The organism is Flavobacterium arundinis (genome assembly GCF_038289855.1).
Taxonomy (GTDB): Bacteria; Bacteroidota; Bacteroidia; order Flavobacteriales; family Flavobacteriaceae; genus Flavobacterium; species Flavobacterium arundinis.
The window spans coordinates 123,033-137,372 of record NZ_JBBYHR010000004.1 but is presented as its reverse complement, the minus strand read 5'-3'; the positions used below and the strand labels follow the sequence as shown (position 1 = coordinate 137,372).

Here is a 14,340-nt window from a genome sequence, read left to right as displayed (position 1 = left end):
CCATATCCTTAACCAAAAACCCGACTGCACATGTCATTACACAACTTCAAAAACTGGACAGATGACCTTAGCGAAGAAGATGAAAAGCATCCGGTGCTTTTTATAGGGCATGGTTCGCCAATGAATGGTATCGAGGACAACGAATTCTCTCAAACATGGGCTAAGATGGGGAAGGAGATAGCCCGCCCGAAAGCGGTACTCGTTATTTCGGCACATTGGCTTACCCGCGGAACACACATTACCGCGATGGAAGCGCCAAAGACTATTCACGATTTTGGCGGCTTTCCTCAGGCATTGTTCGATGTGCAATATCCCGCTAAGGGCAGCCCTGAACTGGCGGAAGATGTTTCAAAATTAATTACTTCAACAAATGTTGGCCTTGACCACGACTGGGGCTTGGATCATGGCACGTGGACAGTTGTAAGGCACATGTACCCCGATGCGGATATTCCGGTGTTACAGCTGAGTATCGATTATGGAATGCCACCACAATACCATTACAATCTGGCAAAAGAGATTGCAGCGCTCCGAAAAAAAGGCGTGCTGATTATTGGCAGCGGCAACATGGTGCATAATTTAAGAATGGTTGACTGGCGTAAGCTTAACGAACCGGACTATGGCTTTGATTGGGCTATTGAAATGAATTCTATTTTTAAGGAAAAGATAGGCAATGGCGACCATAAAGCCCTTGTTGATTACCAAAATCTCAATAAAGCCGCAACGCTCGCCATTCCCACGCCTGACCATTATTATCCATTGCTTTATAGCCTAGGATTGCAGGATAATAAAGACAGTGTAAGCTTTTTCAACGACAGGATGGTAGGCGGGTCGCTGAACATGACATCGGTAAAAATAGGGTGATTAGCGCCTAATTTTTTTAGGGTTTTGATGAGTGGGGAATATTTTTAGAATAAGAATTTTATCCTCCAGGATTTGGTATACAATTTTAAAATTCCATTTAGGTATAAATCGTACATAAGAGTTCTTATAGCTTTTTTCAATTGGATATTTTTCAGGAAAAAGGTTTGCAGTTTCAGCTAATTCGAATAGCGTTTTATATACCATCACGGCATTTTGAGGGCTATCTTCAAAAATAAAGTCGAAAATATCCTTCAAACTGTCAATAGCTACAGGGTGCCACTTAACCGGTCTTGTATCCATTTATCCATTTGAGCTTTAACTTCGTGATGTGGAATGCCTTTCTCATTACTATTGATAATCGAATCAATATCAGCAATATATTCAGCTTTTGTCAATGGCTTTCCGTCAACGGTGTAAGCAACTATGTCTTCATCGCTTTCAATACCGTATTGTACAGAAGGCTCATTGACCATCCAATAATCATCAATAATAGCCCTTATCTTTAAAAGCAATTCCATATCGTCTGTTTCCTCTATTTTTTTTATTATCTCCTGTCGTAATTTTTCGATGTCCATGGCAGAAATTTTTACTAATTTACAAAAAATTGCTATTCAGGCACATCGTCCTTATCTTCTTTGATCGGATATTTCCCGAACAAAGGCGACATCTTCCATATCTTATAAGGCTTATAGGAGAATTTATTAGATAAAGCGATCATCGTGACAGTGTCTCTTTTTAATGTTACATACGACGATGTATTACCATGCCACCAGCCGTTGTGGTAAAACAGTTTCTCGCCGGTTTCCCATTCGTGCATGCGGATACCGAGGCCATAATTCTTTTCGCCCTTATGCTCATAGCTGTATCCCTGGAAAACCTGCTTATAAAGTTTAGGGTCAAGGAAGCTTTTGGAGTAGGTGGCAAGGTCGAATTTTAACAGGTCACGCGGGGTAGAATAGATGTTCTTATCCCCATATATATCATCGAGGAAATCAAAATCATACAGGACGCCGTTGCCTTTATAGGACAGACTCACCTTACTTTTATCTTTTTCGTAATCAAATACAAAAGTATTTTTCATTCCTAATGGCTCAAAGATCATCTTCTTCATCGCCTCACGATAATTCAATTGGGTGACTTTTTCTATAACAAGGGCAAGTATGGCATAATTGGTGTTGCAATAGCCGAATTTCTTGTCGGGCTGGAAATAAAGGTTGAATTTGTGTTCTGCCAACAGGTTAAGTATATCTTGGTTGTGCAGCATACTCCTGTCCCAAATAGCACGATCATCGCTAAAATAGGCATAATTAGGAAGCCCGCTGCGATGGTTCAGCAGCATCTTTATCGTTATAGCCTCATAGGGAAATTCGGGCAGTACCATATTTACTTTCTGGTCAAGGTCAAGTTGCTTGCCGTCGATAAGCTTCAACACAAGTGCAGCCGTAAGCACTTTGCTTACTGAAGCAAGGTGAATAGGAGTATCCGAACTGATCTCCGTTTTAGCTTTACTGTTGGAAAATCCTCCGTAATGCTCAAAAATTATTTCTCCATTTTTTGCAACCAAAAAACCACCACTGAGGTCATCTTTTGGCCATATCTTGTCATAAAATCGGGAAATGCTGTTTTGCTTTTCCTTTGTATAGCCTTTGCTAAGCTTATTAAATGCCACGTAAAACGGTGAATCGGTTGCTGAGGCTGTATTTTCGGCAATATGTTTGTCCTCCTTTTTGCAAGATACCAGCAAGAGCAGGACTATATAGGGTAATGGTCGTAAAAATCTCATTTGTGAATACGTAAAACGGCAAATATAGCTAAACAATGCTTTTTGAAATGCCTTTTAAAAGAAGGTTAACACTAAAAAAAGTGATTTATTGCGCTGTAAAAGTTAATGTTTTGACTCCAAACATTTTACAATTAATGACTGTAGGATATCAAATTTTACCAATTTTAATTTTTATTGGTTTATGCAAAAAATCCCTTATTTTTACAGTAAATATACTATTTGTAATGGACAAGATAAACTGGAAAACCGTAAAGGAGTTTGAAGATATAACGTATAAAAAATGTGATGGTGTAGCACGTATTGCCTTCAACAGGCCTGATGTGCGCAATGCCTTCCGCCCGAAAACGACAGCCGAACTTTTTGAGGCTTTCCTTGATGCAAGGGAAGACACATCGATAGGAGTGGTGCTGCTTTCTGCCGAAGGGCCATCGTCTAAAGATGGTATTTATTCATTTTGCAGCGGCGGCGACCAGAAAGCGCGTGGCCAGCAGGGGTATGTGGGCGATGACGGAATGCACAGGCTCAACATTCTTGAGGTACAGCGCCTTATCCGTTTTATGCCTAAAGTAGTAATTGCCGTGGTTCCCGGATGGGCCGTAGGGGGAGGGCATAGCCTGCATGTGGTTTGCGACCTTACCCTTGCCAGTAAAGAGCACGCCATTTTTAAACAAACTGATGCCGATGTAACCAGCTTTGACGGTGGCTACGGATCGGCTTATCTTGCCAAAATGGTAGGACAAAAACGTGCACGCGAAATTTTCTTTTTGGGACGCAACTATTCTGCACAGGATGCTTATGATATGGGAATGGTAAATGCTGTTATCCCTCATAATGACCTTGAAGATACTGCCTACGAATGGGCACAGGAAATACTGGCCAAATCGCCGACATCTATCAAGATGCTTAAGTTTGCATTCAACCTTACCGACGATGGTATGGTGGGCCAGCAGGTATTTGCCGGCGAAGCTACCCGCCTTACCTACATGACCGATGAAGCTAAAGAAGGCCGTGATGCTTTTCTTGAAAAGAGGAAGCCTAACTTTAAGGATATAAAGTGGATTCCTTAATTATGACTTTTAATTATAATAAAACTTATTTTGATAGAATATTTGGTGAAAGTTTTTCAATTGTAAATATTTTCACAACTGATGGAAATGCACAACTAGATGATATTTTAAAAACAGACATTCTTAATGACAGATTTACGGCTATTTATAGTTTAGAGGATGTAGAAAAATTTATTCCCAGAGAAGAGCAAGCAATAAATTATCTTACGGGTCCAATTTATACTGATAAGATTTCAACATCTGACTTTAAAAAATTAAATTATGATGATTTATTAGTAGAAATCGAGACTTACATTGCAAATGATCCGGAAGATTACGTATTGATTTCATTTCGAAAATTATTTTATGCAACTCTGGATAAGTTGAGGGACGATGGAATTGAAGGGGCTTCTTTTTATTATTTGAATGCAGATAATTTTCCTGAATCAAGTCTATTTGAAGTTAATGTTTACGATTATTACATTACAATTATAGTACAACTTGAAACTGGCTCACTACTAAGACTAACCTTTGGTAATGATTAAAAACTATGAACGAATTTACCAACGAGACTATTGATACAACAACACTTCCAAAATTTGAGGAGGTAAAGCTTACGCCGTTACATCCATCGTATTTAAACGTTGTTTGGCTTAACCTTGCCATTGTGTTTGGAATTATAGCAATAGCAGCCGGGGCTGTTTTTTATCTTGCAGAAGAAGTACAGCCATACTGGATTCCTGTTACTATAGTATATGTTGTTATATTGCTACTCACCATACTGATATCGTTCATCAATTTCAGGAATCGTGGATTCGCTTTCCGGGCGCATGATGTGATATACCGCAGTGGTGCCATTGCGATAACTACAGCGATAATACCCTACAACAGGGCACAGCACGTTGCTATGCATGAGGGCTGGCTTTCGCGAAGGCTCGGGCTTGCGGAAGTTGAAATATTTACCGCCGGCGGAGACAAAAGCGATATAAAAATTCCGGGGCTTGAAAAAGAGCATGCCGAAAACATCAAGCAGCTGCTGATGGGCAAAATCCTAAAACAGGATACGGATGAATAATGATTTCAGCCAGCCGCAGCGGCAATCCCTTGTAGGGGTCGTCATTATGTTCGGGAATACTTTCCAGAAAACGGTGCGCGCACTTTGGCCGATACTGATTATCTGGGTTTTGAAGATCAATGAATTCAACAAGGCTTATCTTGGACTGGGCGCATTGGCTGTATTTATTTTAGTCGCTGTCATAGCCTATTTCAGGTACCTGAATTTTACCTTCCAGTTGGATGAGGAAAACGAAGAATTTGTTATAAAAGAAGGTATATTCAATAAAAGCCGGCTTGCTATTCCATTAGATAAAATACAGCAGGTAAACATCAACCAGTCGCTATTGCAAAGAATTATCGGTGTCCATGCGCTCGAAGTGGATACTGCAGGTACAGGAAAAAAAGAGGTATCTATTAAAGCTATTTCACATGATCTTGCCACTTCACTAAAAGAACGATTGCTCGATGGGTCGCGCGACAGCAAAAGTGTTGCTATTGAGGATACGGATTTTTACATAGCGCCACAAGATAGTACAAAAGGCCATCCTTTTATAAAAATAAGCCTTTTGAGCCTGATCAAAACCGGCCTCACCTCAAATTATGTACGCACATTTGCGCTGCTGCTGGCTTTTGTAATTACAACGTTCCAGCACATCGATGAGTATGGCAATCTTGTTGGTTTTAACAGTGGCTCTTTAGATAATTATATTACCGGGGCAGTAATGCTTAAGTTTCTTGCCTTCATCGTTATCGGTGTCATGGCGCTTATTTTGGTAATCAATCTGGTGAGGACAATATTCAAATATTTCGGATATAAGATAACCAAACAGCGGGATTCATTATTGTTATCTTACGGTTTGATTAATACAAAAAGTACCATTCTGCGGCCTGATAAAGTCCAGATCGTTACCGTAACCCGTAATTACTTCCAAAAAAAGCTGGACATACAGGACCTTAAGATTCGGCAGGCTTCTAATAAGGAAGCTAATAACCAGGACCAAAAAAAAACTGCTATCGAGATACCAGGGTGTAACAATTCGGAAAAAGATATATTGCTCGAATTCTTGCTTGGCGAAGTTCCCGTACGGGGTGTGATGCTAAAGCCCAACATACGCAAGATGCTGGTGCCGACAGTTATGTTCCTGATTATTCCGTTATCAGCCTATTTCTGGGTTGGCAATACTGTTGGCCCCGAAGTATATAACTTTATATTGTTTGTACCTGTATACGTGCTACTTGTCGGGATAATGATTTATTTCGCCTTCAGGCACAGCAGGTTGTTTGTCAATAACGATTTCATCATCAGGCAAAGCGGTGCCTGGGATATTGATAATGACTTTATTGCCCCGCACAGAATACAGACCATTTCAGTTACACAGTACTTTTGGCAAAAAGGGTCGGATATTGGTATCGTTTCGCTTCATACGGCGGGGGGGACTATTTCGTTTGGCCTTGCCAATTATACACGTCTCAAGCAGTTCGTAAATTACTGGCTTTACCAAGTGGAAACGGGGAAAAAGAATTGGATGTAATCGGGAAGATTTTTAGATATTAGATTATTGGATTTTTAGACTTGGTGAACAAATAAACACATCAACAAATAAACGAATCAACAGTATTTATGTCAAATACAAAAGCATGGCTGCAAGCCGCACGTTTAAGGACGCTGCCATTATCGGTTTCGGGGATATTAGTGGGAAGCTTTTATGCTTATTCCAAACCAGAAATTCTATTTAATGGCTGGATACTCGGTTTTGCACTACTTACAACGCTTGGATTGCAGGTGCTGTCTAATTTTGCCAATGATTATGGCGATGGCGTAAAAGGTACGGATAACGAAAACCGCATTGGGCCACAGCGCGCGATCCAGAGTGGTGCCATTACGGTTAGCGCCATGAAAAAAGGCATTATTATCACAGCGCTGCTGACATTAGCGACAGCCATTACGCTGATCTATCTTTCTTTCGGAAAAGATAATTTCACCTATTCGTTGCTCTTTTTCTTTTTAGGATTGGCCGCGATTGCAGCTGCTATAAAATACACCGTGGGCGGTTCCGCCTATGGTTATAGAGGATTGGGCGATATATTTGTTTTTATATTTTTCGGTTTGGTAAGCGTAATAGGCTGCTATTTCCTTTTTGCTAAGGAAATTGATCCGCTGATCGTGCTGCCTGCTATTTCCATAGGATTATTAAGCGTTGCTGTTCTTAATTTGAACAACATGCGCGACCAGGTATCGGATGCGATGTCGGGCAAAAACACATTGGTGGTAAAAATGGGCGCAGAAAATGCCAAAATGTATCATTATACAATTATAGTATCGGCATTGGGATTGGTGCTTTTATTCGCTATACTCTCTAACTTTAAGCCATTGCAGTATTTATTTTTAATTGCTTACGTGCCTTTTATCATGCATTTAAGGACGGTTGCCAAAAATACAGTGCCGCGCAGTCTTGACCCTGAACTGAAGAAGGTGGCTCTCGGTACATTTTTCCTGTCGGTACTGCTATGTATAGTACTTCAGTTTTAAACACATATTAAAGCAAATAAACAAATCAACGTATCAACAAATAAACTATAATTATGAAAATTACTTTTTACGGCCACGCGAGCCTCGGGATAGAGGTAGGTGGCAAAAACATTATTGTAGACCCTTATATTACAGCCAATGAAATGGCTTCGCACGTAAATATACAGGACCTTAAAGCAGATTACATACTGATCACGCACGCACATGGCGACCATATCCTGGATGTCGAGACTATTGCCAATAACACAGGTGCGACCATAGTTTCTAATGCTGAAATTACCGGCTATTATGACAAAAAAGGCTTCAATGTACATCCAATGAACCATGGCGGCAGCTGGCAGTTTGATTTCGGGAAAGTTAAATATGTGACAGCAGTACACTCAAGTTCATTCCCTGATGGAAGTTATGGCGGCAACCAGGGCGGTTTTGTTATTGAAAGCGAGCATAAGAACATTTATATTGCCGGTGACACTGCGCTTACGTATGATATGAAACTGATTCCATTACGCACTAAGCTTGACCTTGCTATCCTTCCTATAGGCAGCAATTTTACTATGGATGTGGAAGATGCCATTATTGCGTCCGACTTCCTGGAATGTGATAAGATACTGGGTTACCACTATGATACTTTTGGATACATAAAGATTAACCATGAGGAATCAATCAAAAAATTCTTTGATAAAGGAAAAGATTTAATGCTGTTGCCAATAGGTGAGTCTATAGAATTATGAATGTGAAATTACGAATTATGAATTGATGAAGACGGATAATGTCGTTCAGCAAAAAAGCTATGCTTTCGCAATAAGAATTATAAACGCATATAAGTATCTTATTGAGGAACGCAAAGAATATGTTCTTTCAAAGCAACTTTTGAGATGCGGAACATCTGTAGGTGCCAATATCGAAGAAGCTCTGGGCGGACAAAGTCAGAAAGATTTCTTCGCAAAGCTTACTATAGCTTACAAAGAAGCCAGGGAAAGTAAATATTGGCTTCGATTGCTGAGGGATACAAATTATTTAACTGAAGAGCAGGCTAATAGTTTACTGCAAGATTCGGAAGAACTATTAAAAATCATTGGCAGTATTCAAAAAACCCTGCGTAATTCGTAATTCGTAATTCGTAATTTTTTTTATGAAAGCAATTTATAAAAAATACATCCTTAACTTCAAACGCCCAAGCGGTACTTCCCGTGGTGTGATGACTGAAAAAGAAACCTGGTTTATCATCCTTGAAAAAGATGGCAAACGAGGAATAGGGGAGTGCGGGCTTCTAAAAGGCCTTAGCATTGATGACCGTCCCGGCTATGAAGAGAAATTAAAATGGGCGTGCGAAAATATCCATTTAGGAGAAGAAAATCTTTGGGAAGAACTTATTGAATTCCCTTCGATACAATTTGGATTAGAAACTGCTTTCCGGTCGCTTGAAGGTGAAAGTCCGTATCTTTTATTTCCTTCTGCATTTACAAAAGGGCAGGAGAATATCCCGATAAACGGACTGGTTTGGATGGGAGAGGAGCATTACATGAAGCAGCAGATCGAAGAGAAATTGCAGCAGGGATTTACGTGTATAAAGCTAAAAATCGGGGCAATAGATTTCGACAAAGAACTGGACTTATTACGGTTTATAAGGACGAATTTCAGCCCGGAAGAAATAGAAATAAGGGTTGATGCTAATGGTGCTTTTGATGTAAATAATGCTTTAAGTAAATTAATTAAATTGTCAGAATTTCAATTACATAGCATTGAGCAGCCGATTCAAAAAAACCAACCTGACAGTATGGCAGAGCTATGCAGAAACACTCCTTTTCCTATTGCTTTGGATGAAGAGCTTATAGGTGTATTCGGTAAAGAAAAAAAGGTAGAACTCCTGCAAAAAATCCAGCCGCAATACATTATTCTGAAGCCAAGCCTGGTCGGTGGTTTTCGTGGTACAAAGGAATGGATCGATATTGCGGACAATTACAATATCGGTTGGTGGGTTACCTCTGCACTGGAAAGCAATGTCGGGCTAAATGCTATTGCGCAATGGACCTTTCTGCAAAACAACCCGATGCCCCAGGGATTAGGTACAGGAGCGCTATATACCAATAATTTTGATTCGCCGCTTGAAGTTAAAAATGGCGAACTTGGTTATAATCCTGCAACAGACTGGAAAATAAATTTGTAGAAGGCTTCGTGTTATATATCTAAAATCGATAAACTATGAACACACAAAACCTGGTACTCATCATTACCGCCACACTAACGGCCCTCATAGCCGGCCTGTTTTATTCCTATAGTTGCTCTGTAAATCCTGGATTGGGTAAACTTGCAGACAAAGAATACCTGCTGGCAATGCAGTCCATCAATAAGGAAATACTGAATCCTGTGTTCTTCCTGAGCTTTATGGGAACGCTGGTTATGCTCCCCGTCAGTACATTTTTAAAATATAAAAGCGGTGATACGATTGCATTCTGGCTGCTTTTGGCTGCAACCATTCTCTATGCTGCAGGTACGTTTGTAATTACGATGGCAGGCAATGTACCGCTTAATGAAACACTTGATGCTTTCGATATTAATTCAAATTCCGTCAATGAAATAGCTGAGCAAAGAAGAGTGTTTGAATCGTCATGGAATATGTTCCACAGCATCCGTACAATAGCCGCTATTGCTGCGCTCATACTGGTTATCACAGGTTGCGTTTTGTCTTCTCCAAATAGCAATAAGGACAAAAATAATGTTACGCCTCAGCGCTCTTTGTAGTGACAATAGGTGCCAGGCAGCTTTCAGGGATATTGAACGCATCAACCAACGGCACAGCATCCTGCCGTATCTCCCAGCAAAGTTGGCTCACTAACTTTCGTATAGCCTTGGTTTTGCTGCCTTCCATATAGCCCTGCTCAAGGTACCACGCTTTATGCTCCTCAATTTTATTCAGGGCGAAAAGGCTGTATAGTTTTTCCAGCACCTGCTTTAGCCCTTCATCGGTTATAGTATCAAGCTGTAATTGGAATTGTTCTAAAAATACCCGGTCCAGGTAGGCATCAGCAATCTGCAGCATGTGCGGGTGCATAACGTTGGCGGCATCAAAAGCATCCAGGCCATCGTCAATAAGCTTCTTAAAACGTCGTGCACCAGTGCTTACAATTTCTTTTTCGCGGTACTGAAATGCCTGGAGATGAAAATCACGGCTTTTCAAATGCTCTTCATCCGTATTGCGGGTTGTAAACGGGTTCTTCTCAACAACAGCTGTTTTCGCCTGATCAACAACGTAGTTAAATATAGTAGCGACATTCATTTCGCCAAACTCTTTCCGGAATTCGCCCAGCCTGTTCTTTGCGGTAAGTTGCATCAGCACTGTATTATCGCCTTCAAAGGTGGTATATATTTCGGTATCGTTCTTCAGGTCACCGATGCGGTTTTCGCTCAGGTAACCCTTGCCGCCACATGCCTCACGGCATTCCTGCAATGTATCGCGCGTGTTCCAGGTGGAGTAGGCTTTCATCCCCGCTGCAAGTGCTTCAATTTCCTGCATTTGGTCTTCGGTGCGTTCTATGAAACGTTTTGTGAGGTATTGAAGCCCAAAATGTATGGCGTACGCATTGGCGAGGTAGGGCATAAGCCTGCGCTGGTGCATCCTGTAATTGAGTATCGGTACTTCGCTACCGCCTTCGGGACCAAACTGCCTGCGCTTATCGCCGTATTTTATAGCAATGGCCAGTCCCGTTTTGGCTGCTGCCAATGCCGATCGTGGTATGCCTATACGTCCACCAACAAGCGTCCCCAACATGGTAAAGAAACGCCTGTTATCGCTTGGTATCGGGCTTTCGAATTCTCCGGATTCACTCACTTGAGCAAAACGGTCGAGCATGTTTTCATAAGGTATTTCGATGTTATCAAAAGAGATAATACCATTATCCACACCGTTCAGGCCCATCTTGTGGCCGCAGTCTTCAATAGTAATGCCGGGCAGTGTGTTATTTTCATTATCACGTATCGGGACAATAAAAGCATTTACACCATAATCCTTGCCGTTGATGATAAGCTTGGCAAAAACAGTCGCCATTTCGCCGTGGTTGGCAGCATTCCCTATATATTCTTTACGGGCATATTTTTCCGGAGTATGGATTGTGAATGACTTGGTTTTATTGTCGTAAGTCGCTGTAGTCTGGATACCTTTTACATTCGATCCATGATGCGTTTCGGTCATGGCAAAACAGCCTATAAGTTCCATTTTGCCTATAGCCTGAAGGTATTTCTTATAATGCTTTTCTGTACCGAGCGATAAAATACTCATGCCCCACAACCCGAACTGTACGCCAAACTTAATAACAAGGCTCAGGTCATGGTAGCTAAGGGTTTCCATAATCGAAAAGTACCCTTCGATGTCGTCTTTCCCGCCTTGTGCTTTAGGATATGCATAAGAGCCTAAGCCATTTTTTGCCAGTAATTTCGACCATTCCAGCACTTTTTCCCGGTATTCTGCTGCATCTGTTGAAGTATTTAACGCAAATTCAGGGCTGCCGATTAATTGTTTTACTTTATTAATAATATCTGCCTGGCTTCCGTCAAGGAAAGCGGTCATTTGCCCAACATTAAAGCTTTCAGCGGTCTTATATTTATCGGTAATGGTATCCCTGTTTTGGCGAAAGCCGGAAATCACCTCACGGCTCATGATGCCAAGGCCCGATTCGAATACTGCAAAAGCAGGCGCGATCTTTTTAATATCCTCTTTCTTAAACGATTCTCTTTCGGCATTTGCTATCAAAAGGCCAAGCTCCGTCAGGCTGGTGGGCGTTGTTTTGTTTGCAAGTGCTGCATCTATTTTTTCTTTCCAATGAAAAAGGTCTGATCTGGAAGGAGGGGAGCCGGCATCCATTTTTGATTTCAGGAATTCTTTTTCAGCTTTGGTAAGCCATTCCTGGGCACCGATAAAATCATTTATGACATTTATCTCTTTTTTGGTAAGCACATCGTCGTGCCATGCGAAATAGATAAACGGAAGAAGTATAGTAAGTTTGGGATCGTTATTAAAAGTAATATCCATTCTGTAAATTTTTTAAACTTAAAAATAAGCAATTACCTACAGAATGGATTTAAAATAGAGTTAAAAAAAGCTGCTTAGGTTCTTAGATACTGAGATGCTTATAAAACTAAACAACTAAGCCTCTAAGAGCCTGTTAATCTGCGCGTATTGGAGCAGCATTATAGTTTTGGCATCTTTAATTTCGCCCGAAGTCACCATTTCTAGTGCCCTGGTAAATGATGTTTCGAGTACTTCTATATTTTCCTGTTCTTTTTCAACGCCGCCGCCTTCACCGGTTTTCATGGCATCGGAATAAGCAGCAATAAAGAAATAAAGTATCTCTGTGACAGATCCAGGAGACATATATACTTCCATAACTTTTTTTACATCGGTTACAGTGTATCCCGTTTCTTCTTCAGTTTCACGACGGATGCATTCTTCCGGATCGTTCTCATCCAATAACCCGGCAGGAGCCTCGATCATCATTCCATCGGTATTGCCATTGAACCATGTCGGTATCCGGAACTGCCGTGTGAGTATTACGGTGCCTTTTTCTTTATTATATAATAGGATTACAGCGCCGTTACCACGGTTATAAACTTCGCGTTCGTGTGTTTGCCAGGTGCCGTCTTTCAGCCGGTTTTCATATTTAACCTTGTTGAGTTTCCCCCAGTTTTCAGAAAGCACTGTTGACGCTATGATCTTTACATTGTCAGACATAATAGTTTATTATTTTTTGCCTTATGAACGCAAATATCCGGCTATTATTTTAATCAGAAATTACCGTAAGTATATTTTTAATGTATGTACAGGCCAATTTGTAACGCTATTGAAAATCTTTTTATATTTACGTTCTTAAACTAAAAAATTTCAAAAATGAAAAAATTACTTGTTTGCTTACTGATGGCTTTTGCAATGAATATGGCAGCACAGGATAAGCAGGTGCCGTTGTCGATCAGAAACTTTGAATTGTATTCGATACTAAAAAAATCAAATTCATTTAAGGATTTCCCATCATTGCCGGAAACAGTTACCGAACATTACGTTGGCGGACAATTACTTTACACAGCTGCTGAAACAGATAAATTTACGCTACAGATCATGGCAGATGGTGAGTTCCGTTTTAAAATGAAAAAACCGGCGCCAAGTATGACCGACAGTACTTATTATATACGTTTCCCAAATAACCAGGTTTTTGGCTATGTGATGCATACGCTTAAAACAGGCGTTGTACAGGTTACTGTTTACCAGGGCGAGAAGTTTGTTTATACTGGTGATATCAAGAAATAAACACAATAACAATATGATTAGCGGGTTCTGCCCGCTTTTCAACATCTTATATTTGACATATAATTTATATTATGTAAAATAATAAATGTAAAACGTTCCTCTTCTTTATATCTTTATTATAGTTGTATATAATAAAAAAGCACATTACCCTATTATCAGATAATGTGCTTAAATCATAAGTTACAATTTATTTTATCTTCACAGGGATATCCCAATTTTCCCAGCTCAGGGTCACGTTATCTTTATTAATTGTATAAACCAGGCTTTCGTTCATCTTTGCCGATTTTTTTGGTTTAACATTTACTCGGATCTGGTCTTTTGACTCGTCATAATTGTTAAAGCCAATTGCAGGATCTTTTCCAAAAATTACTGTAGCATTATCTTTTTCAGGAATCACATATACGGCATATTTTCCTGCCGGCAATTCTTTTCCTTCAACCATAAGCGCTTTATCGGTTTCAAAGGTTGTTGGCTTGTTAGCGCCTGCGCGCCAAACTTTTCCGTACGGAACAAGTTCTCCCCAGATAACTCTTCCTTTAACAAATGGGCTGCTGTAGTTAATTGTAATAGTTGCGCCATTGATCTTACCTGTCGCTGTCGCCGGAGGGCTTGCCGGTTTTTTGTCCTGTGCTGTTGCGAATGCTGTTGTGAGTATTGCGACAAACAGCAATACGGTTTTGGTCATTAATTTCATGGTTGTAAATATTTATTTGTACCGTAAATTTAATGATTGCGTTGTTATTGGCTTAGTGTTTGTTTGATCATAATG

The 14,340-nt window shown here is 40.4% G+C and carries 17 protein-coding genes; 11 read left to right on the top strand and 6 right to left on the bottom strand.

The features are described 5' to 3' along the window. Positions 1–30: 30 nt before the first annotated feature. Positions 31–861, top strand: coding sequence for a 4,5-DOPA-extradiol-dioxygenase (gene ygiD / locus AAEO56_RS08825; protein WP_341696677.1), 831 nt, complete (start codon positions 31–33; stop codon positions 859–861). Here the strand turns inward: ygiD and AAEO56_RS08820 are convergent, their stop codons facing one another. The 3 genes from AAEO56_RS08820 to AAEO56_RS08810 are packed head-to-tail and all read right to left on the bottom strand — an operon-like array spanning position 862 to position 2,644. Beyond that, on the bottom strand, positions 862–1,161 hold the full coding sequence (locus AAEO56_RS08820; protein ID WP_341696676.1) for a type II toxin-antitoxin system RelE/ParE family toxin: 300 nt from the start codon (positions 1,159–1,161) through the stop codon (positions 862–864). It lies immediately after the preceding gene. Continuing rightward, positions 1,128–1,436, bottom strand: a complete 309-nt coding sequence (locus tag AAEO56_RS08815) for a hypothetical protein (RefSeq protein WP_341696675.1) — start codon at positions 1,434–1,436, stop codon at positions 1,128–1,130. Before AAEO56_RS08815 ends, AAEO56_RS08820 begins: the two co-directional genes overlap by 34 nt. A 32-nt stretch (positions 1,437–1,468) precedes the next feature. Continuing rightward, a complete protein-coding gene (locus tag AAEO56_RS08810) occupies positions 1,469–2,644 on the bottom strand; it encodes a serine hydrolase domain-containing protein (RefSeq protein ID WP_341696674.1) in 1,176 nt (391 codons plus the stop codon). A 224-nt stretch (positions 2,645–2,868) separates the two neighbouring features. Between AAEO56_RS08810 and AAEO56_RS08805 the strand changes: the two genes are divergently transcribed. The 9 genes from AAEO56_RS08805 (at position 2,869) to AAEO56_RS08765 (ending at position 10,018) form a co-directional block, all read left to right on the top strand. Continuing rightward, entirely contained in the window at positions 2,869–3,711 is an 843-nt protein-coding gene (locus AAEO56_RS08805) for a 1,4-dihydroxy-2-naphthoyl-CoA synthase (protein WP_341696673.1), read from the top strand. A 2-nt stretch (positions 3,712–3,713) separates the two neighbouring features. After that, on the top strand, positions 3,714–4,235 hold the full coding sequence (locus tag AAEO56_RS08800; protein ID WP_341696672.1) for a hypothetical protein: 522 nt from the start codon (positions 3,714–3,716) through the stop codon (positions 4,233–4,235). Between the two features lie 5 nt (positions 4,236–4,240). Further along, positions 4,241–4,765, top strand: coding sequence for a PH domain-containing protein (locus AAEO56_RS08795; RefSeq protein WP_341696671.1), 525 nt, complete (start codon positions 4,241–4,243; stop codon positions 4,763–4,765). Continuing rightward, the gene (locus AAEO56_RS08790) at positions 4,758–6,278 is read left to right on the top strand and encodes a PH domain-containing protein (RefSeq protein ID WP_341696670.1); all 1,521 of its coding nucleotides are present in this window, start codon (positions 4,758–4,760) and stop codon (positions 6,276–6,278) included. Before AAEO56_RS08795 ends, AAEO56_RS08790 begins: the two co-directional genes overlap by 8 nt. Before the next feature lie 89 nt (positions 6,279–6,367). After that, complete coding sequence (gene menA, locus AAEO56_RS08785) at positions 6,368–7,276, top strand: 1,4-dihydroxy-2-naphthoate octaprenyltransferase (RefSeq protein WP_341696669.1); 909 nt, start codon at positions 6,368–6,370, stop codon at positions 7,274–7,276. Positions 7,277–7,329: 53 nt separating this feature from the next. Further along, positions 7,330–8,007, top strand: coding sequence for a metal-dependent hydrolase (locus tag AAEO56_RS08780; protein ID WP_341696668.1), 678 nt, complete (start codon positions 7,330–7,332; stop codon positions 8,005–8,007). 25 nt (positions 8,008–8,032) lie between these two features. Beyond that, positions 8,033–8,386 carry a four helix bundle protein gene (locus AAEO56_RS08775; RefSeq protein WP_341696667.1) on the top strand — a complete coding sequence of 118 codons (354 nt, stop codon included), beginning with the start codon at positions 8,033–8,035 and terminating at the stop codon, positions 8,384–8,386. Positions 8,387–8,408: 22 nt separating this feature from the next. After that, positions 8,409–9,443 (top strand): o-succinylbenzoate synthase, encoded by a 1,035-nt coding sequence (locus AAEO56_RS08770; protein ID WP_341696666.1) that lies wholly within the window; start codon positions 8,409–8,411, stop codon positions 9,441–9,443. A 35-nt stretch (positions 9,444–9,478) separates the two neighbouring features. Then, positions 9,479–10,018: an anthrone oxygenase family protein gene (locus tag AAEO56_RS08765; RefSeq protein ID WP_341696665.1), complete on the top strand. Its 540-nt coding sequence runs from the start codon at positions 9,479–9,481 to the stop codon at positions 10,016–10,018. On the opposite strand, the gene AAEO56_RS08760 is transcribed toward AAEO56_RS08765, so the two are convergent. Beyond that, positions 9,996–12,302 carry an acyl-CoA dehydrogenase family protein gene (locus AAEO56_RS08760; protein ID WP_341696664.1) on the bottom strand — a complete coding sequence of 769 codons (2,307 nt, stop codon included), beginning with the start codon at positions 12,300–12,302 and terminating at the stop codon, positions 9,996–9,998. The two genes, AAEO56_RS08765 and AAEO56_RS08760, sit on opposite strands and share 23 nt — an antisense overlap. A gap of 114 nt (positions 12,303–12,416) precedes the next feature. Next, positions 12,417–13,001, bottom strand: coding sequence for a GDP-mannose pyrophosphatase NudK (gene nudK, locus AAEO56_RS08755; RefSeq protein ID WP_341696663.1), 585 nt, complete (start codon positions 12,999–13,001; stop codon positions 12,417–12,419). Positions 13,002–13,157: 156 nt separating this feature from the next. Here nudK and AAEO56_RS08750 point away from each other — a divergent pair, with 156 nt between their 5' ends. Beyond that, complete coding sequence (locus tag AAEO56_RS08750; RefSeq protein WP_341696662.1) at positions 13,158–13,571, top strand: hypothetical protein; 414 nt, start codon at positions 13,158–13,160, stop codon at positions 13,569–13,571. A 187-nt stretch (positions 13,572–13,758) separates the two neighbouring features. Here AAEO56_RS08750 and AAEO56_RS08745 read toward each other — a convergent pair whose 3' ends face one another. After that, on the bottom strand, positions 13,759–14,265 hold the full coding sequence (locus AAEO56_RS08745; protein WP_341696661.1) for a DUF2911 domain-containing protein: 507 nt from the start codon (positions 14,263–14,265) through the stop codon (positions 13,759–13,761). Positions 14,266–14,340: the final 75 nt, after the last annotated feature.

Bases quoted from the DNA above. Each gene is read 5' to 3' on its own strand.
- ygiD (WP_341696677.1), top strand. From the start codon at position 31: ATGTCATTACACAACTTCAAAAACTGGACAGATGACCTTAGCGAAGAA.
- AAEO56_RS08820 (WP_341696676.1), bottom strand. From the start codon at position 1,161: ATGGATACAAGACCGGTTAAGTGGCACCCTGTAGCTATTGACAGTTTG.
- AAEO56_RS08815 (WP_341696675.1), bottom strand. From the start codon at position 1,436: ATGGACATCGAAAAATTACGACAGGAGATAATAAAAAAAATAGAGGAA.
- AAEO56_RS08810 (WP_341696674.1), bottom strand. From the start codon at position 2,644: ATGAGATTTTTACGACCATTACCCTATATAGTCCTGCTCTTGCTGGTA.
- AAEO56_RS08805 (WP_341696673.1), top strand. From the start codon at position 2,869: ATGGACAAGATAAACTGGAAAACCGTAAAGGAGTTTGAAGATATAACG.
- AAEO56_RS08800 (WP_341696672.1), top strand. From the start codon at position 3,714: ATGACTTTTAATTATAATAAAACTTATTTTGATAGAATATTTGGTGAA.
- AAEO56_RS08795 (WP_341696671.1), top strand. From the start codon at position 4,241: ATGAACGAATTTACCAACGAGACTATTGATACAACAACACTTCCAAAA.
- AAEO56_RS08790 (WP_341696670.1), top strand. From the start codon at position 4,758: ATGAATAATGATTTCAGCCAGCCGCAGCGGCAATCCCTTGTAGGGGTC.
- menA (WP_341696669.1), top strand. From the start codon at position 6,368: ATGTCAAATACAAAAGCATGGCTGCAAGCCGCACGTTTAAGGACGCTG.
- AAEO56_RS08780 (WP_341696668.1), top strand. From the start codon at position 7,330: ATGAAAATTACTTTTTACGGCCACGCGAGCCTCGGGATAGAGGTAGGT.
- AAEO56_RS08775 (WP_341696667.1), top strand. From the start codon at position 8,033: ATGAAGACGGATAATGTCGTTCAGCAAAAAAGCTATGCTTTCGCAATA.
- AAEO56_RS08770 (WP_341696666.1), top strand. From the start codon at position 8,409: ATGAAAGCAATTTATAAAAAATACATCCTTAACTTCAAACGCCCAAGC.
- AAEO56_RS08765 (WP_341696665.1), top strand. From the start codon at position 9,479: ATGAACACACAAAACCTGGTACTCATCATTACCGCCACACTAACGGCC.
- AAEO56_RS08760 (WP_341696664.1), bottom strand. From the start codon at position 12,302: ATGGATATTACTTTTAATAACGATCCCAAACTTACTATACTTCTTCCG.
- nudK (WP_341696663.1), bottom strand. From the start codon at position 13,001: ATGTCTGACAATGTAAAGATCATAGCGTCAACAGTGCTTTCTGAAAAC.
- AAEO56_RS08750 (WP_341696662.1), top strand. From the start codon at position 13,158: ATGAAAAAATTACTTGTTTGCTTACTGATGGCTTTTGCAATGAATATG.
- AAEO56_RS08745 (WP_341696661.1), bottom strand. From the start codon at position 14,265: ATGAAATTAATGACCAAAACCGTATTGCTGTTTGTCGCAATACTCACA.